The following is a 20,001-nucleotide window of genomic DNA, read 5'->3' as shown; positions in this document are numbered from 1 at the left end:
CGCGATCATTGCCCGAGCAGGAAGCTGATAGCCTTTTGGTTGAAGACTTCTGGCTTCTCGAATTGCGGCCAGTGCGCAACACCCTCCATGGCAAAGACCGCAGAGTTTCTGAGCAGGCTGTGTGCGCGCGCCGTGTTGCGACGGAAATGCTCACTGTCGCTTGTCGATTCAATCAGGAGGACAGGTTGGTCGATCGATCGCCACTCGTCGTCCGACAATGCGCTCTCGTTGAACCGTTCCGTAGCAGTGATCGCTAGGATGCGGGCCATGGACGCTTTCATCTCGGGCAAGCTGTAGATGGTCTGCCGGAGCTTGATGAGATCGGGGATGCGCTTGACCGGATCGTGGATAAGATCAGTGAAGACGCTCGATACGTTGTCCCACGACGGATCGTCGATCGCTTTGGCCCGATCGTTGCGGATACTCGCCGCGGCGGGTGGCGTGAAACCCGGTGGTCGCCGCAAGCCGGAGGCTGCGCAGATGACCAGCCGCTCGACCATCTCTGGATGGGCATGAGTGAAGTTGATGGCGCTCCAGCCACCCATCGACACGCCAACCAGGGAGGTGCGTGCGACGCCCACCGCCGCCAGCACGTCGTGCAGATGCTTGACGTAGTCCTGCATCGTGTAGATCGGCTGCTCCGGTTTGTCCGTGAAGCCGGCGCCGATCCAGTCGAACGCAAACACGCGGAACTGTCGAGCAAACGGACCTATGTTTGCGCAGAATCCCTCCCAACTCCCGGCAATCCCGTGCAAAAAGACCACCGTCGGTCGGTCGGGTGACCCGGCCTCGACGATACGGGTTTTTATGCCGCCGGCGTTGATCCAATCCTGGCGGAACGGAACATCTACCAGGTGCGACCAGATGCTTTCATGGGTGTCGGGCATGAGCGAGGACCTTATGCTGTAAGGAGGGAGCGCATTGATGGATGTAGAGCCTCACACCATCGGTCAGCGAGGTGTTCAGGGGTGCCGGTCCCGAATACGTAAAGATCGGGTCGAATAAGCACGGCGGGCGCGCCGTGCGCATCGAGCCAAGCGGTTAACTCCGCCGCGAACGGAGACAATTCAGGCGTGGTCAGCTCGAACTGAGCAAGCCCGACGGCGCGCTTGGCCGAAATGGGCGATGTCCTCGAAAGAAGGATGGTCCGGCCCGCGAAGACATCGTCGAGGCGGCTCACACCGGCGGAGGTTTCGGCGACGGGTTGCGGAAATAACGATCCCGCTCCGGCCGTCCCAGCTAACACGCAACCGCCCGACAGCGGCGGATAGGCCATAGGCAAAGCCTGTTTACCCGCCTGCAGATCGGCACGCATCTGCTCGTCGCGCTCGGCCGCAATCGAGCGGTGGGTCGTGCAAACTATCCGCCCAAGCTTGGCCGCAAGGTCGATGATGAATCGCAACTGCGGCTCGCGCTCAGTCTGGTAGCTGTCGAGGAGCGCGTCGTCCGCCTTGTCGTTGAGTACGAAAGCGAGTTTCCAAGCCAAGTTAGCGGCGTCGCGGAGGCCAGAGCACATGCCCTGGCCGGCGAAAGGAGGCGTTTGGTGCGCGCTGTCGCCTGCAAGCAGTATGTTGCCGCTCCGCCAGCGATCGGCCATCAGCGCGTGGAAGCGGTAAACGGCGCGCCGCTCGATCGTATGGGGGACCGGAAAACCGCGCGCCTCGATCAGACGCCGGATTGTATCCGTCTCCCGCATCGCTTCTGGGACCTCGCCAGGCAGCAACATGAATTCCCATCGGTGTCGGCCCGGCCCCATACGCATGAAGGTGGCCGGACGCGCTGGGTCACAGAACTGTAGATTGCGATCCGGCAGCCCGGTCTCGTCTGAAGCCAAGCAGTCGATCACGAGCCAGGGCTCATCGAAGCCGTCATCGGCGAGCGTCGTGCCGATCAGAGAGCGCACGACCGAAGAAGCTCCGTCGCAACCAACCAGGAATCGGCACTTCACCACCTCCTCGCCTTCCGGGCTGTCTAGCCGCGCGGTAACTCCCTCAGGCCCATCCTGCAGAGTGACCAAGCGACGCGATGTTCGGATCTCTCCGCGCCCCGATGCGCGGACCGCCGCGCGCAGGGCGTCTTCCACGGCAGGCTGAAAGAACGTCACGTTGGGCGGCCAGCCCGACGTCCGCTTCATATTGGCCCGGTCGTAGCGCAGCACGAGGCGACCATCTGAACCGAGGAAATCATAGAACCGGGATTCCCTCACGTGCGGCATGACCTGCTCGGCCACACCAGCTTGCTGAAAGATACGCCATATCTCGTGGTCGAATCCGACCGCGCGCGGCAGCGGATAGACATCCGCCTCCTTGTCGATCGCCAGCACGCGCACGCCACGCCGAACAAGCAGCGCCGTCAGAGTGGCGCCTACTGGGCCGAGGCCCACAACGAGCACATCAGCCGCGGCTTCTTCGGATGTCAGCATGGCTGCACCGATGCGGGAACGGTCCGATCGCGCAGCAGCACGGCGAAAGCAAGGAGCGCAATCGAGGTAAGCACAGCGGCGATGAACCAATACAGGATTTGTTGATATGAATGCGTTCGGTCAAACACGATGCCCATGGCCAACGGCCCGAGGATCGGCCCCAGCTGGAAGAAGCCATAAGCGAGGCCATAAGTGCGACCGAAGGCGCGCTGGCCGAAACGACGACGCAGAATAAACGGCATGAGGTCCGCCTCACCGCCGACCGCCAAGCCAATCAATGCCGCCGCAATGTACGGAGCCGTGCCGGCGCCGGCGAATGTCAACGTGATCAGTCCGGCAGCCAACCCGCCCAGAATGCTGCACCCGACGACAAGCACATGCATACGGTCAAGCAACAGCCCTGTGCCGAGCCGGCCGAACAGTGACGCGATGCCCATGATGCCGAGCGCACTGGCTGCCTGCGCGGGCGGGATCCCCATATCCGTTAGAAGCGGCACGACGTGGAACGCGACCCCCGTGTAGACAACCGCGACGATGAGGTAGGTGGCGATGAGCAGCCAGTAAGCGACGGATCGGATCGTCTCGCCGAAGCTGAAGCCCGGCAAATCCTCCGAAGCCGCCCGTGCTCGGCGCGCGCGCACGACATCCGGATTGTCGCGGATCAGCAGCAGCGAGTTGCCGATGCCAACAATGCCGACCAATCCTGCCATCACTAGCCATGCCTCGCGCCAACCGACGGCCCCGACGACGGCAGCAGTGAGCGGTGGAAGCACCGTCGCGCCGACGCCGAAACCAACCCCGCCGATTGCGAAGGCGAAGCCAAGATTTCGCTCAACCCATTGCGGGGGAATGGACAAAACCACCGAGGGTGCGGACAACGCTGACACGACGCCCATGAAGACGCAGGCCGCTAGAAACGCTGAATAAGATACGGGAAACACACCGAAGCACGCCATCGCAAGCGGCAGCAGCAAAGCCCCCGCCGTGACAATGATTCGCGAGCCGTAGCGGTCGACAAGCCAGCCGGAGACCGGCGTCATCGCCGCACCGCACAGCGATGCGACCGAAAAACCGAACGAGAACTGGCCACGGGACCAGCCCAAGGCTTTCACCATCTGCCCAAGATAGATTCCAAACGGGATAAAAAATGTCGTGGCCGCAATGACCGACATAGCGACGAACGTCCCAAGCAATGCCCAGCGAGCCGCAAGCGACCACGGGGCCCAAGGAAGTATCGCCGCGTCCTTACTCACGATGGGCGCCGATCGCGACATGCTCGTTTGTTCCTCCGATGTACGTTGATTACAAATTGAGCCAGATACCGGTGCTGCAAATCTGCGATTCCCCGCGGCGCACATCTGTTAGGATCCCCCTGTCTAACCTCTTGCAATACGAGTTTTGAAGAAGCCGCTGATCGCCGAAACCAAACGGTCCGACAACATGTCTAGAGATCAGCATGGTGCTTGACCGCCAACCGAAGCTCGGAAGCAGGTTCAGCAGCGATTGCGGGCTTCACCGGGCTCGTTCCCAGAAGCATTACCATCGCGGCAAGCGCCATCATCGCGCCGTAGGAATACAGCCCGTAGGTCAACGAGCCGGTCGTGGTGGTCATCCACCCGACCAGTGTCGGCGCGAAGAACGCGCCAATTCCGCCGCAAGTCGTGATCAAGGCGATGCCGCCGGCTGCGGCCGTTCCCGACAGATAGAGGCTGGGCATCGTCCAGAACGGACCGGTCGCGCCGAGATATCCCGAGGTCATGACCGTGAGCAGGCCGATTGCCATCCAGGGATGACTCATCGCCTGCGGCAGCAACGCCCATCCCAGGGCACAAAGCAGCGCCGGCACCGCGGCGTGCCAACGACGTTCGCGCGTCCGGTCGGAGCTTCGTGCAATCAGCTGCTGTACGACCACGGCGACAATGTACGGGATCGCGGAGAACAGGCCGATCGAGAGCGGGTCGTGAAGGCCCGCTCCCCGGAGAATGGTTGGAAGCCAGAGAGGAATGCCGGCGCCGCCGGCAATGAGCCCCACCGACATGCCAGCCAGGATGTACAGGCGCCGATCGCGCAGAGCACCCGCAAAACTATGCTGACGCAGTAGCTGGCCTGCATTCGCTTCGCTCTGCAGTTCGGCCGTGATGATTTCAACCTCGCGTGCCGACAGCCATTTCGCCGTCTGGGGGCTGTCGGCGAGCACGAAGTAGATTGCGATACCCGTCAAGGCCGAAGGCAAGCCCTCGATGAGGAACAGCCATTGCCAGCCTTTCAGGCCGAGCAGCCCGTCGGTCGCGCTGAGGATCGCGCCTGACAGCGGCCCGCTGACCATGCCGGAGATGGCAATCGCGGACATGAACAGCGCTGTGAACTGGCTGCGGCGCGACGGCGGAATCCAGGTGGTGAGATAAAACAGCACGCCCGGAAAAAGGCCGGCCTCAGCGGCTCCCAGCATAAAACGAAGAATGTAGTAGTGCGAAGGCGCAGTCATGAACGCAAGCGCCGCCGAGCAGAGGCCCCAGCAGACCATGATGCGCAGCAGCGTGGACCGCGCTCCGATGCGCGCCAGCCACAAATTGCTGGGAATCTCGAACACGCTGTAGCCGAGATAGAAAAGGCCGCCGCCGAGCCCGAACGTCGCCTCGTTGAAATGCAGATCGCCCATGAACTGCAGCTTCGCGAACCCGGCATTGCCGCGATCGATGAAGGCGAGCACATAGGCCAGCATCAGGATCGGAATGATACGCCAAGCTACTTTGCGAAAGGTCGCGTCGATCTGCTGGCGTCCCACCGCATCAATCGCTCTATCCGTCACGCGCGCCCTCCCATTCGGTCGCGCTCATGGCGCACCGTTAAGTCTTTATGTCATAAACATGGACTATAGAGCTAATCTTGTCCAGTGGACTTTTGCTAGAGACGCATGTCCAGGCGGACGAGGTCGCCGCGATAAACGCCCTTGGACAAGAGAATGAGACGATCTCGATCATCGACGGCCGATCGATCGACGAGGCAAACAGGCGCGTTCAACGGAAGGTCGAGCAGCGCGGACATCTCGAGATCGGCGGCGCCAATGACGATCGTCTGGTGAGCGTGGCCAATGTTGCGCGGAAAGAACGTGGCAAGGCGCATCGCCGTCGTGCTGCTCAGCGCTTCACGGGGGATGAGCGGAAAGAACTCCGCATCGATGAACACGTCGGCCACGAGGAAGATCTGACCCTCCCGCGAATGACGCCGCCTCAGCCGGCGATAGCGCCGGGTCGGCGTGCCGATATCGTGTAAACGCGACGGCAAAAGGCTCACATCCTCCTCTTCGAGCACCTCGATGACGGCGCCCTCTCGGGCATTCAGAAGCCCGCGCCAATCCGTCGTCATGTCGAGCCAGAGGTGCTCGCGTTTCTGCGCGTTGACGAAGGTGCCCTTGGCCCTGAACCGGCTGATGAGGGCCTCGCTTTCAAGCATGCCGAGCGCCTGGCGAATGGTGGCGCGCGCGACGCCGTATTGCGCAGCTAGTTCGTCAACGGTGGGGATCTGCTCACCCGCCGGCCAATGGCCGGACTCGATATGCCGGCGAAAAAGCGTTGCCAACTGGACATACCGGGCAACGTTGCTGCGCGAGAGATCCGGCTTGGCCGGGGACAGGGTGCGGCTAGGCATGGCTGGACTGCGGGCTTTCTATAATCAATAGGCTAGACATATGACCTTTTTCGCTCTAAGGCGAGAAGCATCATAACGCTGCAAGACGGGAAACGCCCAGTGTCTCATGTCCTCTTCCGGCGAGGCCGGCCGTGAAGCTGCATTGGTCCCCTCGCTCCCCGTACGTCCGCAAGGTGATGGTTGCAGCACATGAGCTGGGGCTCGCAGACCGCATCGCCTGCGTGCGCAGCGTCGCGGCCTTGCCGACGCCGAATCCCATCATCATGGCGGACAATCCCCTGAGCAAGATCCCGACCCTGGTGCTCGACAACGGAGATGTCCTGCAGGATTCGCGGACGATCGTCGAATACCTCGATAGTCTGGCAGGACCGGGCGTGCTGCTTCCGCTCGAGGGGCCGGGGCGGTGGCGGGCTCTGAGTCGGCAGGCGCTCGCGGACGGCCTGCTTGACCTGTTGATCCTGTGGCGAAACGAACTCGCCAAACCAGAAGAGCGACAGACCGAGGCCTGGATCAAGGCGTTCGCGACCAAGGTGAACGCGACCTTCGACAGGTTCGAACAACAGGCGGTGGATGCGCCGACGCCGAGCTTCGGCATCGGCGAGATCGCGCTTGGCTGTGCGCTGTCCTACGCCGACTTCCGTTTCGCCGAGCTCAACTGGCGAACCGGCCGTCCCCATCTCGCCAAATGGCACGAAAGCTTTGCCGCACGCCCATCCGCGCAAGCCACGGAGGCCTTCGATGGCTGATGACGCTCCCTCCGCCGCGCGCAGCGGTCCGCTCAGTCATATCCGCGTTCTCGATCTCAGTCGCATCATGGCCGCCCCCTGGGCGACCCAGATCCTGGCCGATCTCGGCGCGGACGTGATCAAGGTCGAACGGCCGGAGAGCGGCGATGACACGCGCAGCTGGGGCCCCCCCTTCCTGAAAGACGCGCAAGGAATGGCCACGAAGGATGCCGGCTACTTTCTTGCGGTCAATCGCGGCAAGCGATCGATCACCGTGGATATCGCGCAACCGAAGGGGCAGGCCATCGTGAGACAGCTCGCGACAACGGCCGACGTCGTGATCGAGAACTTCAAGGCCGGCGCGTTGGCGCGCTATGGTCTCGATGCAGGTTCTCTTCGGACGCTCAACCCGGCGCTGATTTATTGCTCAGTGACGGGCTTCGGTCAGGACGGACCGCGCCGCGACCAGGCCGCCTACGACTTTGCGATCCAGGCGATGGGCGGGCTCATGAGCATTACCGGCGAGCGCGACGGCCGTCCTGGAGCCGGTCCGCAGAAGGTGGGCATTCCCATCATCGATCTCATGACGGGCATGTACGCGGCGGTCGCGATCCTTGCCGCATTGGCACGCGCCAAAGAGACGCGACAGGGCGAGACCATCGATCTTGCCATGCTGGACGTCTCGGCGGCGATCCTCGCCAACCAGGCGATGAACCATCTGCTCACCGGCCGGATCCCGATACGCGGCGGCAACCGGCATCCGAACATCCAGCCGCAAGACGTATTCGCCTGCGCAGACGGGACGTTCGTCCTCGCGGTCGGTAACGACGGCCAGTTTGCCAAGCTGTGCTCGGTTCTGGGCAAGTCCGAATGGGCGAACGATCCGCGATTCAGCACCAATGCCGCTCGCGTCACCAACAACGCCGTGTTGACGGAGCTGCTGGGCGCGCAGTTCTCCGGCTGGACACGAAACAAAATCGTGGCCGCCCTCGACGAGGCTGGCGTCCCCGCCGCTCCGATCAACACAGTCGATCAGGTTCTGGCTGACGACCAGGTGCGGCACCGGCAGATGCTCCGGCATCTTTCCCACCCCATTGGCGGAAACTTGCCCCAGATCGTCAGTCCGATCCGGATGCAGGATGCTCCGCTCCGCTTCGATCGCGCGCCTCCTACTCTCGGCCAGCACACACGGTCGGTCCTCGCAGAGATCGGCCTCGACGAAGTCGAGATCTCCGCGCTTGTGGCGGAAGGCATCGTATGAGCACCGACAGCAAGCAAGCATCGCGTCGTGAGGCGCGCATTCCACTCCTCAGCACTGAGGAGATGAGCCCTGCGCAGCGGCAGATCCATGATCAGGTGGTATCGGGACCACGCGGCCAGATGATAGGTCCGCTCCGCGCGGCGATCCACAGTCCGGAACTCGCCGCGCTGTGGTCCGAGTTCGGAGAGTTCCTGCGCTATCGCACATGCCTGCCGCCGCGGTTGAACGAGCTCGCCATCCTCGTCACGGCGCGGCGCTGGACCAGTCAGGTCGAATGGTGGGTGCACGCCCGCGCTTGCGCCAGCGCCGGAATGCCCGAAACTGTGATCGAAGCCATCGGCGCCAAGCGCGCACCCATCTTCTCAGACGTGGCGGACCTGGAAGTCTACGAATTCGCCCGAACCCTCCAGCAAAGCGGCCAGGTCAACGAGGAGATCTACACTGCGATCCAGCGGCGCTGGAAAACCCGTGGCGTGGTCGAGCTGACAGCCGTGATCGGCTACTATACGATGGTCGCGATCACCCTCAACGCGCACCGATTGCCGCTTCCTGATGGAAACGAAGCGCTACCGTCCGAAGACGAGCTGGTTACCTTGCCGGCAGGGCGGCTCGGAGGCATGTCGTGATCGCGGGTTCGATCCCGACCGTTCCTGCCCCGTCTGTCACTGCACCCGCGCGGGCGCTTCCGAGCGGTGCCTGCGACGCCCATAGCCACGTCTTCGGGCCTTTCGGCTCCTATCCGCCGATCGAGCGGTCCGTCTATGCACTGCCCGAGGCCGGCCCCGAGATTCACGCCGCCGCTCGCGGCGTGCTCGGCGTCGCGCGCGGCGTGCTGACGCAGCCCGCGCCCTACGCCAGCGATCCCAGCGCCATGCTGGCGGCGATCGCGAGCGCACCACAGGCCCTGCGCGGCGTCGCGGTGACGGACGAATCCATCGACGGTGTGATGCTGGAACGCTGGCGCGCCGGCGGCATTGCCGGATTGCGCTTCACCGAGATGCGAACGCCTTCCGGAGAGCGCTATCCCGGCAGCGTGGGTGTTGCGGCGCTTCACGCGCTGGCGCCACGCATGCGCGAACTCGGCATGCATGCCCAGCTCTGGGCCACCGCATCCCAGCTTGTCGAGCATCTGCCTGCATTGCTCCGGCTTGGTGTGCCGTTGGTGGTGGATCACATGGGCAACCCGAATCCGGACGAGGGGCCGGACGGGCCAGCCTTCGCCCGGATCGTCGATCTGCTCGCGGACGGCGCGCTGTGGATCAAGCTGGTGGTCTGCCGCCTGTCCGCCGGCGGAGCCGATTACGCGCGCATCCAGCCGCTCCACGATCGCCTGGTCGAACGCGCGCCGCACAGGCTCGTGTGGGGCTCCGACTGGCCCTATGTCCGGATACGGCCGGCGCCGGACGCCGGACGCCTCGCCGACCTCTTTCAGGATTGGCTGCGTGATGTCGAGCTCATCCGGCGCATCCTGGTCGTGAACCCGACCGAGCTCTACGACTTCAAAGAGGAGGAACAAGCATGAGAGGATTGGAAGATATCGAGCGCTTTCGCGTCACGGTCGAGGCCCATGTTGCGACCGTCACGATCACCGCGCCACCGGTAAATGCGCAGGACCGGCGTTTCCGCGAGGAATGCATCCGGGTCTTCGACGTACTCGGCGCAGACATCGACGTGCGCGCGATTGTCCTGACGGGCGAAGGCAAAGCCTTCTCGGCAGGAGCGGATCTGTCCGAGCGGCCCGGGATTTTGGCCGAGCCCGGCGGGTATTCGCGACACAACCGGCTCGTTCGCGCGTCATTCGACTGCGTGCTCGAATGTCCGAAGCCGGTGATTGCCGCGGTCAACGGCGCAGCGATCGGCGCGGGCTGCGTGCTTGCGCTCGTCTGCGATATCCTCGTCGTCGCCGAGGAGGCATTCCTGTCCATGACGGAGGTCGATTACGGTCTGGCCGGCGGCGTCCGTCACGTGCTGCGCGCCTTCAGTCCGTCTGATGCGCGTTTGATGATCTACACGACCAAGCGCATCTACGGACCCGAGCTGTTGCGCATGAACGCAGCGTCGCTATGCGTGCCCAAGGCGAAGCTTCTCGAAGAGGCCACCGCCATCGCGCGGACCATCGCCGAGAAGGTTCCGCTTGCAGTCGTCGCGGCCAAACGCTCGTTCGGCCTGACCGAGGAAATGCCGCTGCGCGACGGCTATCGTTACGAGCAGAGCCAGACAGCAGCGCTGGCGGAAACCGAGGACACCAAGGAGGCACTGGCGGCATTCCGAGAAAAGCGAAAGCCGGTCTTCAAGGGCCGGTGAAATCATGCCGAAGCATATCAAAGCGGAAGAACTCGATCGTCTCGACACATTGAGCGACGACACTTTTCGGCTCGAGGTACGGGAGTGGATAGAGACCAATTATCCGCCCGGCATGATCCGCTATCCTTCACGGCGCCTGTTCTGGCATGAGAACCGCGAATGGTTCATGCGGCTGTCGGCAAAGGGCTGGATTGCACCGAGCTGGCCACGAGAGCACGGCGGCATGGGCCTATCGGGTACACGCCAGCTCATCATGATCGAGGAGATGGAGCGCTTCGGCGCAGGGCGTGTCAATGATCAGGGGCTGGTCATGCTTGGACCGCTGCTGATCCGGCACGGAAGCGAGCCGCAGAAGGCGTTCTTCCTGCCGCGAATCCTTTCCGGGGAGCATGTCTGGGCCCAAGCCTATTCCGAGCCCGGCGCCGGCTCCGATCTTGCTTCGCTACGGCTCGCAGCAAGTGATCAGGGCGATCACTGGCTGCTCAACGGCCAAAAGACCTGGATCACTCTGGGAACCGATGCGAACTGGGTATTCGTCCTGGCGCGCACCAGCAACGACGGCAAGAAACAGGAAGGAATCTCATTCCTCGTTCTGCCTGTCGACACGCCCGGGCTCACCGTCCGCGGCATCACCAATCTCGATATGCATGAAGAGTTCGCGGAAATGTTCTTCGAGAACGTCCGCGTGCCAAAGGACCGTGTAGTCGGCGAGATCAACAAAGGCTGGACTTACGCCAAGGCCCTGCTCGGATTCGAGCGGATCGCGATCGGAAGCCCCAAACTGTCGTCGAGCGGCCTCGTCCAACTGAAACAGCTTGCGGACGAGGTCGGTGTCGCCGACGATCCTGCCTTCCAGGCTTCCTATACGCGTTTTCAGCTCGACTTGGTGGACTCGAAGGCGCTGTATGCGTCGATCGTCGGAGCCGTGAAGCGGGGCGAGACGCCGAACGCGCAGATCTCGGTTCTGAAGATCGTCCAGACCGAACTTTTCCAGCGCATCACCGAGACAATGGTGGCCATCGGCGGTGGCCATGCCGGCCGCTTCGAGCCGATCGACGAGTCCGGCCTGCATCCCTCCGGCCAGTTTCTTCTGGCACGGCCGGCGACCATCTTCGGAGGCTCATCCGAGATCCTGCGCAACGTGCTTGCCCGCAACGAGCTTGGGATGCCCGCACGATGACATCGATGTCCCCTGCTCTTTCAGGCGTGAAGGTACTCGACCTGACGCGGGTCTTTGCCGGGCCCTGGGCTACGCAGATGCTCGCCGATTTCGGTGCCGATGTCGTCAAGGTCGAACATCCCCTCGGTGGCGACGACGTCCGCCGCATGGGATTTCCGCAACGGCGCGCGGACGGCAGCGAAACAGGCCAGACCTCTTCTTTTCTTGCGATGAACCGCAACAAGCGTTCCGTTACGCTCGACATGGCGCAACAGGAGGATCTCGCGAAGCTTCTGAGCCTTGCGGAACGTGCTGACATCCTCGTCGAAAACTTCAAGACGGGGAGCCTGCGAAAGTTCGGACTGGACTATCTCACGCTTTCGGCGCGCAATCCTGGACTCATCTACTGCTCGATCACTGGCTACGGCCAGGACGGCCCATACGCTCCACGTCCCGGCTACGATCCGATCTTCCAGGCGCAGAGCGGCCTACTGAGCGTGACCGGCCAACCTGCCGAAGCTCCCGGTGCGGGCCCCGCGCTGGTCGGCTACAGCGTCTCGGACATCAACGCCGGTTTCTACGCCGCGATCTCGATCCTGGTCGCATTGCGCGCGCGGGATGACATCACTGGGAGGGGCCAGCATATCGATATCGCGCTTCTCGATACCCAACTCGCTGCTCAGTCGCATATCGCGCAGAACTATCTGGTGTCCGGAAGGCTGCCGGTGCGAGCCGGAACCGCCTCCCAGATCAACATGCCCTGGCAGGCGTTTCCGACAGCGGACGCCACAATCATGATCGCGGTCGGAAACGACCGACAGTTTGGCATCCTCTGCAAGGCCCTGGGCGCGGGCGAGATTGCCACCGATCCGCGGTTCGTCACGAACCGGGATCGCATGGCAAACAAGAGCGAGCTCGCCCCGATTCTCGAAAGCGCATTCGAACGACGAACCGCCGCGGAATGGGTCGACATCCTGAATGCAACGGGGATTGCGTGCGGCCGGCTCAACGACTTTGCCTCGGCCCTCTCCGATCCGCAGGTCGTTCATCGCAAGATGATTTGCGAGATGCCTGATCCGGAGATCGGCTCGTTCCGCTTTGTCGCCAATCCCATGCGCCTGTCCGAAACGCCAGCGAGCTATCACCGCCTTCCGCCGCGCCTTGGCCAGCACAACGACGAGGTCCTGGCCGATTGGCTGGGCTCAAGTGGGATATGAACGATGGACGAGCAGAGACTGGAGTTCGTAGAGGCCATTCGCGACACTGCCAGCGCCGTCGCGCCCCGCAACGGCACGCTGGAACGCGTGCGCAAGCTGCGATTCACATCGCCTGGCTTCGACCCTGCCGTCTGGAAAGAGATGGCCGGGTTGGGCTGGATCGGGCTACGCCTTCCTGAATCGATGGGCGGCGTCGGGATGGGCGTGATGGAAGCGGTCGCGCTACATGAGGAGCTTGGCAGAGGTCTCGTCCCAGAACCCCTGATCGCGGCGAGCCTTGCGGTCCGCATGCTCGCTGTCACGACGGAGCAGGATCTGGTCCAGGAGGTGATCGCTGGAGGCACCTTGGTCGCACTCGCTTGGCAGGAGACGCCGGACGGAATCGAGCTACCCGCCGGCCGCACTCGATGCAGGCTGTTCGTCCCGATGACCGGCGCAGCGCAGTACTACCTGGCTCCTGTTGCCGGCTCCGATCGGCTGCAGCTTCGCCTGTTCGACGCCAACGAGCTGTCCATCGCGACGCATCTCCAACAGGATGGAACGACGGTCGGAACCGTCGAAATTCCGGTGGACTGCGGCCGCACGTTATGCGGCGACGTCCGTGATAGCCTCCGCGCCGCACTCGACGAAGCCGCTCTGACGAGCGCTGCCTACCTGCTCGGCCTCGCACAACGCGCTTTCGACATCACGCTCGACTACCTCAAGCAGCGCAGGCAGTTCGATCAACCGCTCGCGGCGTTCCAAGCCCTCCAGCATCGGGCTGCCGACCTGATGATCCAATTGACCCTGACCCGCGCCAGCATTGACGATGCCGCAATCCAGGCAGAGCAAGCCGTGGATCCCGCCTGGCGCTCACTCGCAATATCAAGGGCCAAGGCCAGAGCTTCCGACACGGCTCTGCTGGTAACCCGCGAGGCGCTGCAAATGCATGGCGCAATAGGCTGGGCTGATGAGTGCGACATCGGCCTGTTCCTACGCAAGGCACTTGTCGTCGCGAACCAGTTCGGTTCTGCGCTGTCTCACCGCAATCGGTTCATGGGACTTGGCGCCGCCATGGTAGCCTGAAACGGCGGCGATGCAGCCGCCCATGCGCTCATGGGCGGTTCGGGTCGCCAGGCGTCGATGACCGCATCAATGAAGATACGAACCTTCGGCGATAGATGCCGGCTCGACGGATACACCGCACGGATCGGTGGACCACCGAAGTCAAAGCGCTTGAGCACCGGAACAAGTCGACCTGCGCGCAGATCGTCACCGACGACGAAGGTGGGCCATCTTGTCTCGCGGCTGCGAATATTGACCCTTTTTGGCTTCCAACATTGGCCCCGGCTCACTGCTCCGTTTCGAAATGGATCCGGGCGCTTACTGCATATCAGGCGGCGTCAATGTTGGGCGCCGGTTGGGTGTCAAAAGCCGCCCATCCACAGCCAAAATCGAAAACTCCCCCAGCGCCGGCTGCGGGAGTGTTGGTATCGGTGGTTGCGGGGGACGCGACCACCGACACCGACATTCGGTTCAAGTTCAGTTCTGACGAGGGAACGCAGTGAGCACCTTCTAAGTCATTGGCCTTCGCGGCCAGCGGCGCGCCAGCTTTACGCCAGCGCGACGGTGCGTGGTCCCAATTGAATGAACTGGCTGTTAAGTCGTGCGGCTTCTGGACAGCCGACAAGGGCAAGCGTCGTATCGACTTCGGCAGCGAGGATTTCAAGCACGTGACTTGCCCCTTCTTCGCCCGCAGCGGCAAGCCCATAAAGGACGGCACGTCCCAACAACACGGCTTTGGCACCGAGCGCCAACGCCTTGACCGCATCGGCTCCGCGGCGTATGCCGCCATCGACGAGAAACGGCATCGCATTCTGATTCGAGATTTCCGGCAACAAGTCTATGGGCGCCTGAACATCCTCGATCTGCCTTCCGCCATGATTGGACAGAACGACGGCATCTACGCCAAGTTCCCGGCATCGACTTGCGTCGGTCGGAGTCATGACGCCCTTCACGATAAGGATTCCCGGCCAGGCCTCGCGGAGCGCCTGAAGATCCTCCCAGCAGAAACTGGCATCCATCTGCCGACGCATCAAGGCGGCTTGTGCGTTCACGTCGGTTGCGTTGGGGCTGGCAAAATTTGCGAGCTGGGGCAACCCATGGCGGATCTGCCTGAGCGTCCACTTTGGATGAGTTAGGGCGTCGAGAACCGATCGGGGGGTCTGGCGGAACGGAATCGCAAACCCGTTTCGAAGATCACGTTCCCTTCTGCCATTCACCGCAACATCAACGGTGAGGACCAGCACACGGTAACCCGCTTCTTTGGCCCTGCCGACAAGCTGCTGCGCTAGATCTCGCTGCACGACGTAAAGCTGAAACCAGAGATCACCGCCCGCCCGTTCCGCGACGTCCTCAAGTGTCGCGTTTGATGCGGTCGAAAGTACAAACGGGATCCCTGCGCTGCGAGCGGCCCGGGCTAACGCTACATCGCCGTCAGGCCACAGAGCACCGTTCAGGCCTGTCGGTGCGACCACAAAGGGCGTTGGAAGCGTTCGCCCGAACAGAGATACGGACGAACTGCGCTGGCTGACGTCGACAAGCCGCCGAGGCGCAAAATTGATCGCCGCAAAAGCTTTGAGATTTCGGTGCAAACCACGTTCACTTTCAGCTCCCCCATCAAGATAGTCGAACACCATTCGTGGAAGGCGACGCTTAGCCAGGCTTCGATAGTCGTCTACGTTAATCGGCGTCACTGTAAGCCCTCAAACCACACCGTTATAATCATAAGCGCGACCCGACACGGCTTTCAACAAGCACATCGCGACCGCTCGCGATCCAGCCAGGTCGCCGAAATGACACTGGCTGCTGCTTCACTTATTTCGTTCTACCGACGGTTTTGGCGAGCGAACACAGTGTCGCGTAGACCGTTCAAGTCTCAGTGAAAGTAACCGCCGCATTCTCGTCTTCGCTGAAGCTGACGCTCGTGCGACGCGGGCTGCGGTTGACCATGAGGCGGACGACGTCACCGCGGGCGTAGTGCCCCGTGGGGTCGTAGGCCGCTTTGGCGATTGCAATCATCGACAGGTCTACGTCAGCATAAAGGATGCCTTCCTTGTCCTGCGGCAGATGCTCGCACATCGGCTGGCCATCGGGACCGAAAATCATCGAATAGCCGCCACCTGGCTTCGCTCCCTCCGCGTTCAGCAAATCGGCCTTTTCTGGAGTATCACAAAGCATGTCGAACATATCCTGGCCAGTAATTGCCGAGGCATGCAGGACGAAGCAACCTCCCTCCAGCGCGTAGATCTGGCTGGCGGCGAGATTCACCTCATGGCCCAAAGCGTAGGCTTTGCCGCGATACAGCGTGAAAGATGGCCACGACGCTACGTGAACTTGCTCATTCATCGAGTACATGGCGTATTTCGACAACGGCTGAATGTGCTCGGCACAGCACAAGGCTCCGAGGCGTCCGACGCTGCTTTCGACAACGCGGAAATCAGACCCATCTCCTTCGCCGTATAGCGTACGTTCGACATGGGTCGGCTTGAGCTTTCGGCGCTTGAAGATGATCTTTCCCGCATCGCTGATGAAAACCTGACTTAAGTAAAGCGTTCCTCCGTCGATTTCGGAGAAACCCATCACAACATTGATTTTCACCTCGGCGGCGGCCGCACAGAGCTGCAGGATTTCGGGCCCATCAGCATGCAGCGAATTGGCATGATAGCGGGGTACAAACTGCGTTCCCCAAGCCGGCGTCCCGAGCCAAAGCCACCAAGGATAGCCTGGAATCCAGACCTCCGGGAACGCCAGCAACTTCGCCCCCGCTGCACCCGCCTCCTGGATGAAACCAATCGCCTTGGCAACGGAGGCTGGTGCATCCATGAATACCGGCGCGGCCTGAACGACTGCGACCTTGAATTTCGTGTCCTGCATGCGAGTTCTCCGAGCCAGGTTTTAGGTTGTAGGGAATGACGCGAATAGGTCCGGATCGGGCTCGGCCATGCGTCGGCGGATCCGGAACGGATCGAGGTGCCACTTTTCCGCAATGAGAGAAACCGCGCCGCCCGGAGCTGCCACCATGGTCAAGATCGCAAGCAGCCCGACCCCGATGAAGTACCAGGCGCCATAGCCCGCAAAGGTCTCGCGGAGCAGAAAATAGACGATCGTGCCGACGATCGGGCCCTCCAGCGTTCCGATGCCCCCGAGAACGGCGATGAAGATTGCCGCCGCGGTCCAGTTCAGCGAGAAAGAGGCATCCGGCGTGACCTGAAGCGTATTCATATAGGACACAGCGCCGGCAAGCCCCGAGATGACGGCGCACAGCACCCAGAGCGCGATCTTGGCGCGGGCCACCGGAACGCCACTCGCCAACGCGGCGGGCTCCGAGTCACGCACGCTCATCAACGCAAGTCCCAGCGAGCCGCGCAGCACTTGTCGGCTGACGACCAGCGACCCGACACCGACGAACAGCGCCGCCCAGTAGACTCCCGCGTTGCGCGTCCACCGATCGATGTCGCTCATCGCCTCCAGCGGCATGCCACCTCCGGCGCCAAGCCATGGCGAATTCAACGTCAGTATCCGCATCATCTCGGCAAGGACCCATGTGCCAACCGCGAAATAAGCACCGCTGAGACGGAACATCGGCCACGCCGAAACAACCGCGAAAACGGCCGCAAAGACGGCTGCCGCAGGCAGCAGCAAAAACGGGTTAAGGTGCAGCTGGTTCGAGAGCGCGAAGAGTGAATATGAGCCTACGCCGACGAAGACGTGCAGGCCGATGGCGACCAGGCCGCCATAGCCTGCGAGCAAATTCCAGGCGAGTGCGACCGCGAACATTGTGAAAGATTCAACGAGTAGCCGCTGAACGGCGAATGTCGATATCAAGGGAATCAAAACTGCGAACGTAGCGACAATGAGGAGCCCGGCCCCTGTTGAGATCCGCGTCAACATCGTCCTGGAGCTCGCACGCGACATGGTGACCACGGTCATGACGACGCCTTTCCGAACAACCCTTGGGGACGAGCGAGCAGAGCCACGAGGAATGCGAGATGACCGAAGAAGGGACCAAGGCCGGAGGCGATCTTCGCCCCGAAAAGCTGTGCGACGCCGATGACGAGTCCACCGAACAACGTCCCCCAGATATTGCCGAGCCCACCAAGCACCACCGCTTCAAACGAATAGAGCAGCCGTTCGGGCCCTGCCGCTGGCGAGAAGGGCGTCCTGAGCGCGTAGAGCACGGCTGCCACACCGATCACCGAAAAGATGACGCCCGTCACAATTCCGAACAAACGTCTATCGTTTACGCCGACCAACCTCGCGGTGCCGGGGTCATCCGATACGGCGCGCGCCTGACGCCCGAAATGCGTGTGGCCGACCAGCCAATGCGCCGCACCGAGCAGTGCGATGCTCGCGAGCGCAGAGACGAGGGGAAGAACTCCAATGGAAACGCCAAGAACGTTGAATCCGAGACCTGCGAGATCCCCGGCCTGCAAGCTTCGCGTATCCGCGGTGAAGATCTCCTGAAGGACGTTTTGCAAGACGATGGAGAGGCCGAACGTCAGAAGAAGCGGGGCCAAAGCATCCTTTCCGACGACACGGTTGAGAAGGACGATTTGAAGGATCCAACCGAGCGCGAACATCACCGGAATGACCACGAGCAACGCGGTCAAGGCACCGACGCCCGCTCCGCTCATGACGACACTGGTCAGATAGGCCCCGACGACGATCAGATCGCCATGGGCGATGTTGATCATGCGCATGACGCCGACGCTCAGACTGAGGCCAAGTCCGAACAGCGCGTAGAGCGCTCCCAGCATCAGCCCGTTCAACAACGTTTCAGCGGCGATTTGCATGATCAATCTCCGAAATACGCGGCCGATACGCGCGCGTAATCGGCCCTCTTCGAGATGCCCTCGAGCACGACGTTTCCCTTCAACATGCAGTAGTACCTGGACGACCTGGAGAGCGCGCGGCGCACGTTCTGCTCAACAAGAACCACGGCCATGCCCTCCTCGATGACCGTGCCGAGCAGCTCGTAGACCGTCTCAACCGCGACCGGCGAAAGGCCGAGCGATATCTCGTCGCAGAGAAGGAAGTCAGGATTCGTGACGAGCGCCCGGCCGACCGCCACGAGTTGCTGCTGACCGCCGGAAAGTGCCGTGGCGGGACGAGAGCGCAAGCTCTGGAGAGCCGGCAGTTCCCTATAGAGGCGATCTGGCGTCCATGGGCCTCGACGGCCGTTTTTCGCGGCGAGCAGCAAATTCTCGTCGACTGTCAGGCTCGGAAACAGCCGGCGACCCTCCGGCACCAGCGCAATTCCACGACTCATCTGATCGATTTCGGCGGAGCCGCCGACCGGCTTTCCATCGAGCAGCACGCTCGGAGCGGCAACCGGAACCGATCCCACAATCGCGCGCAGCAGGGTCGACTTGCCGGCGCCGTTCGCGCCGATCAGCGAAACGACCTCTCCGCGTTCGATTGAGAAGTTGATGCCGAACAAGGCCTGAAACATGCCGTAGTTGGCATCGAGTTGCTCAGTGCGCAGCATGGGACGCCTGCTCGTCGAGATCGGATCCGAGATACACGTCGCGAACTTCGCGGCTGCTCATGACTGCGCCTGGCGCCCCGTCGCCGAGCAATCTTCCCTCCGACAGCACAAGCAGGCGATCTGCGGACGAGACCAGCGCATGAACGAGATGTTCGATCCAGATCACGGTCACTCCGGCTCTATGGATCGCGGTCACGAGTTCGAGGAGTTCACCGACTTCGGCGTCCGTCAACCCACCCGCGACTTCGTCGAGCAGCAGCAATCGGGGTTGGGTGGCAAGTGCCCGGGACAGCTCAAGCCGCTTGCGCTGGAGCAAGGTCAGGCGGCCGGCTGGCGTGTCGCCGAGACGCTCAAGGCCGCAACGAACGAGAGCTTCGCGTGCTTTCTGCTCAGCTCGTTTGCCGTGCAGAGCTGCCCCGAAGGTGGCCGCCACGAGCGCGTTCTCGAACACGGTCATGCCCTGGAAGGGTTGCGGGATTTGGAACGTCCTGCCGACCCCGGCGCGGCAACGCGCGTCGGCGCCGAGTGCGGTGACGTCTTCCCCATCGAGATAAACCGCTCCGGAATCGCAGCGCAGGTTACCGGAGATCAGGCCGAACAGAGTGGTCTTACCCGCTCCGTTCGGCCCGATGACGCCGACGAATTCGCCTGCCCGGACCTTAAGCGTCAAGCCGGGAATCACGACCATGTCGCGATAGCGCTTGCTGACGTCCCGCAGTTCGAGCAATGCCGTCAT

20 protein-coding genes are annotated in these 20,001 nt (G+C 62.3%); 8 read left to right on the top strand and 12 right to left on the bottom strand.

The annotated features are described in order from the left end of the window. Window positions 1–5: 5 nt before the first annotated feature. The 5 genes from XH89_RS14625 to XH89_RS14605 form a co-directional block, all read right to left on the bottom strand. Window positions 6–887, bottom strand: a complete 882-nt coding sequence (locus XH89_RS14625) for an alpha/beta fold hydrolase (RefSeq protein ID WP_194467711.1) — start codon at window positions 885–887, stop codon at window positions 6–8. Window positions 888–898: 11 nt separating this feature from the next. Beyond that, window positions 899–2,422, bottom strand: coding sequence for a bifunctional 3-(3-hydroxy-phenyl)propionate/3-hydroxycinnamic acid hydroxylase (locus XH89_RS14620; RefSeq protein WP_194467710.1), 1,524 nt, complete (start codon window positions 2,420–2,422; stop codon window positions 899–901). Next, window positions 2,416–3,594 carry an MFS transporter gene (locus XH89_RS14615; protein ID WP_194467709.1) on the bottom strand — a complete coding sequence of 393 codons (1,179 nt, stop codon included), beginning with the start codon at window positions 3,592–3,594 and terminating at the stop codon, window positions 2,416–2,418. Before XH89_RS14615 ends, XH89_RS14620 begins: the two co-directional genes overlap by 7 nt. 272 nt (window positions 3,595–3,866) lie before the next feature. Next, entirely contained in the window at window positions 3,867–5,231 is a 1,365-nt protein-coding gene (locus tag XH89_RS14610; protein ID WP_210345248.1) for an MFS transporter, read from the bottom strand. A 95-nt stretch (window positions 5,232–5,326) separates the two neighbouring features. After that, window positions 5,327–6,070, bottom strand: a complete 744-nt coding sequence (locus XH89_RS14605) for a GntR family transcriptional regulator (protein WP_194467708.1) — start codon at window positions 6,068–6,070, stop codon at window positions 5,327–5,329. Window positions 6,071–6,201: 131 nt separating this feature from the next. Between XH89_RS14605 and XH89_RS14600 the strand changes: the two genes are divergently transcribed. The 8 genes from XH89_RS14600 to XH89_RS14565 are packed head-to-tail and all read left to right on the top strand — an operon-like array spanning window position 6,202 to window position 13,801. Next, entirely contained in the window at window positions 6,202–6,816 is a 615-nt protein-coding gene (locus XH89_RS14600; protein WP_194467707.1) for a glutathione S-transferase family protein, read from the top strand. Further along, on the top strand, window positions 6,809–8,056 hold the full coding sequence (locus tag XH89_RS14595; protein WP_194468484.1) for a CaiB/BaiF CoA-transferase family protein: 1,248 nt from the start codon (window positions 6,809–6,811) through the stop codon (window positions 8,054–8,056). Before XH89_RS14600 ends, XH89_RS14595 begins: the two co-directional genes overlap by 8 nt. After that, window positions 8,053–8,682 (top strand): carboxymuconolactone decarboxylase family protein, encoded by a 630-nt coding sequence (locus XH89_RS14590; RefSeq protein WP_194467706.1) that lies wholly within the window; start codon window positions 8,053–8,055, stop codon window positions 8,680–8,682. The genes XH89_RS14595 and XH89_RS14590 overlap by 4 nt, the downstream gene beginning before the upstream one ends. Next, the gene (locus tag XH89_RS14585) at window positions 8,679–9,578 is read left to right on the top strand and encodes an amidohydrolase (RefSeq protein WP_194467705.1); all 900 of its coding nucleotides are present in this window, start codon (window positions 8,679–8,681) and stop codon (window positions 9,576–9,578) included. Before XH89_RS14590 ends, XH89_RS14585 begins: the two co-directional genes overlap by 4 nt. After that, on the top strand, window positions 9,575–10,360 hold the full coding sequence (locus XH89_RS14580) for an enoyl-CoA hydratase/isomerase family protein (RefSeq protein WP_194467704.1): 786 nt from the start codon (window positions 9,575–9,577) through the stop codon (window positions 10,358–10,360). The genes XH89_RS14585 and XH89_RS14580 overlap by 4 nt, the downstream gene beginning before the upstream one ends. 4 nt (window positions 10,361–10,364) lie before the next feature. After that, window positions 10,365–11,540: an acyl-CoA dehydrogenase family protein gene (locus tag XH89_RS14575; RefSeq protein ID WP_194467703.1), complete on the top strand. Its 1,176-nt coding sequence runs from the start codon at window positions 10,365–10,367 to the stop codon at window positions 11,538–11,540. A gap of 5 nt (window positions 11,541–11,545) precedes the next feature. After that, complete coding sequence (locus XH89_RS14570; RefSeq protein WP_194467702.1) at window positions 11,546–12,736, top strand: CaiB/BaiF CoA-transferase family protein; 1,191 nt, start codon at window positions 11,546–11,548, stop codon at window positions 12,734–12,736. A gap of 3 nt (window positions 12,737–12,739) precedes the next feature. Next, window positions 12,740–13,801, top strand: a complete 1,062-nt coding sequence (locus tag XH89_RS14565) for an acyl-CoA dehydrogenase family protein (RefSeq protein WP_194467701.1) — start codon at window positions 12,740–12,742, stop codon at window positions 13,799–13,801. On the opposite strand, the gene XH89_RS41280 is transcribed toward XH89_RS14565, so the two are convergent. The 7 genes from XH89_RS41280 to XH89_RS14530 form a co-directional block, all read right to left on the bottom strand. After that, the gene (locus XH89_RS41280; RefSeq protein WP_246767887.1) at window positions 13,756–13,959 is read right to left on the bottom strand and encodes a hypothetical protein; all 204 of its coding nucleotides are present in this window, start codon (window positions 13,957–13,959) and stop codon (window positions 13,756–13,758) included. The two genes, XH89_RS14565 and XH89_RS41280, sit on opposite strands and share 46 nt — an antisense overlap. Window positions 13,960–14,328: 369 nt before the next feature. Beyond that, window positions 14,329–15,471 carry an alpha-hydroxy-acid oxidizing protein gene (locus XH89_RS14555; RefSeq protein ID WP_246767840.1) on the bottom strand — a complete coding sequence of 381 codons (1,143 nt, stop codon included), beginning with the start codon at window positions 15,469–15,471 and terminating at the stop codon, window positions 14,329–14,331. A gap of 175 nt (window positions 15,472–15,646) precedes the next feature. Then, on the bottom strand, window positions 15,647–16,651 hold the full coding sequence (locus XH89_RS14550) for a nitrilase (protein WP_194467699.1): 1,005 nt from the start codon (window positions 16,649–16,651) through the stop codon (window positions 15,647–15,649). A gap of 21 nt (window positions 16,652–16,672) precedes the next feature. Continuing rightward, window positions 16,673–17,554, bottom strand: coding sequence for a branched-chain amino acid ABC transporter permease (locus tag XH89_RS14545; RefSeq protein ID WP_246767839.1), 882 nt, complete (start codon window positions 17,552–17,554; stop codon window positions 16,673–16,675). A 149-nt stretch (window positions 17,555–17,703) separates the two neighbouring features. Beyond that, window positions 17,704–18,570 (bottom strand): branched-chain amino acid ABC transporter permease, encoded by an 867-nt coding sequence (locus XH89_RS14540; protein WP_194467697.1) that lies wholly within the window; start codon window positions 18,568–18,570, stop codon window positions 17,704–17,706. 2 nt (window positions 18,571–18,572) lie between these two features. Further along, window positions 18,573–19,265, bottom strand: coding sequence for an ABC transporter ATP-binding protein (locus tag XH89_RS14535; RefSeq protein WP_194467696.1), 693 nt, complete (start codon window positions 19,263–19,265; stop codon window positions 18,573–18,575). Next, a complete protein-coding gene (locus XH89_RS14530; RefSeq protein ID WP_194467695.1) occupies window positions 19,252–20,001 on the bottom strand; it encodes an ABC transporter ATP-binding protein in 750 nt (249 codons plus the stop codon). Before XH89_RS14530 ends, XH89_RS14535 begins: the two co-directional genes overlap by 14 nt.

The sequence above is a fragment of the Bradyrhizobium sp. CCBAU 53340 genome, assembly GCF_015291645.1.
GTDB lineage: Bacteria > Pseudomonadota > Alphaproteobacteria > Rhizobiales > Xanthobacteraceae > Bradyrhizobium.
This window is presented reverse-complemented; position numbering and strand designations above follow the sequence as displayed.

Coding starts and splice junctions, on each gene's coding strand:
- XH89_RS14625 (WP_194467711.1), bottom strand. CDS start 887: ATGCCCGACACCCATGAAAGCATCTGGTCGCACCTGGTAGATGTTCCG.
- XH89_RS14620 (WP_194467710.1), bottom strand. CDS start 2,422: ATGCTGACATCCGAAGAAGCCGCGGCTGATGTGCTCGTTGTGGGCCTC.
- XH89_RS14615 (WP_194467709.1), bottom strand. CDS start 3,594: ATGTCGGTCATTGCGGCCACGACATTTTTTATCCCGTTTGGAATCTAT.
- XH89_RS14605 (WP_194467708.1), bottom strand. CDS start 6,070: ATGCCTAGCCGCACCCTGTCCCCGGCCAAGCCGGATCTCTCGCGCAGC.
- XH89_RS14595 (WP_194468484.1), top strand. CDS start 6,809: ATGGCTGATGACGCTCCCTCCGCCGCGCGCAGCGGTCCGCTCAGTCAT.
- XH89_RS14590 (WP_194467706.1), top strand. CDS start 8,053: ATGAGCACCGACAGCAAGCAAGCATCGCGTCGTGAGGCGCGCATTCCA.
- XH89_RS14580 (WP_194467704.1), top strand. CDS start 9,575: ATGAGAGGATTGGAAGATATCGAGCGCTTTCGCGTCACGGTCGAGGCC.
- XH89_RS14575 (WP_194467703.1), top strand. CDS start 10,365: ATGCCGAAGCATATCAAAGCGGAAGAACTCGATCGTCTCGACACATTG.
- XH89_RS14570 (WP_194467702.1), top strand. CDS start 11,546: ATGTCCCCTGCTCTTTCAGGCGTGAAGGTACTCGACCTGACGCGGGTC.
- XH89_RS14565 (WP_194467701.1), top strand. CDS start 12,740: ATGGACGAGCAGAGACTGGAGTTCGTAGAGGCCATTCGCGACACTGCC.
- XH89_RS14550 (WP_194467699.1), bottom strand. CDS start 16,651: ATGCAGGACACGAAATTCAAGGTCGCAGTCGTTCAGGCCGCGCCGGTA.
- XH89_RS14545 (WP_246767839.1), bottom strand. CDS start 17,554: ATGTTCGCGGTCGCACTCGCCTGGAATTTGCTCGCAGGCTATGGCGGC.
- XH89_RS14540 (WP_194467697.1), bottom strand. CDS start 18,570: ATGCAAATCGCCGCTGAAACGTTGTTGAACGGGCTGATGCTGGGAGCG.
- XH89_RS14535 (WP_194467696.1), bottom strand. CDS start 19,265: ATGCTGCGCACTGAGCAACTCGATGCCAACTACGGCATGTTTCAGGCC.
- XH89_RS14530 (WP_194467695.1), bottom strand. CDS start 20,001: ATGACGGCATTGCTCGAACTGCGGGACGTCAGCAAGCGCTATCGCGAC.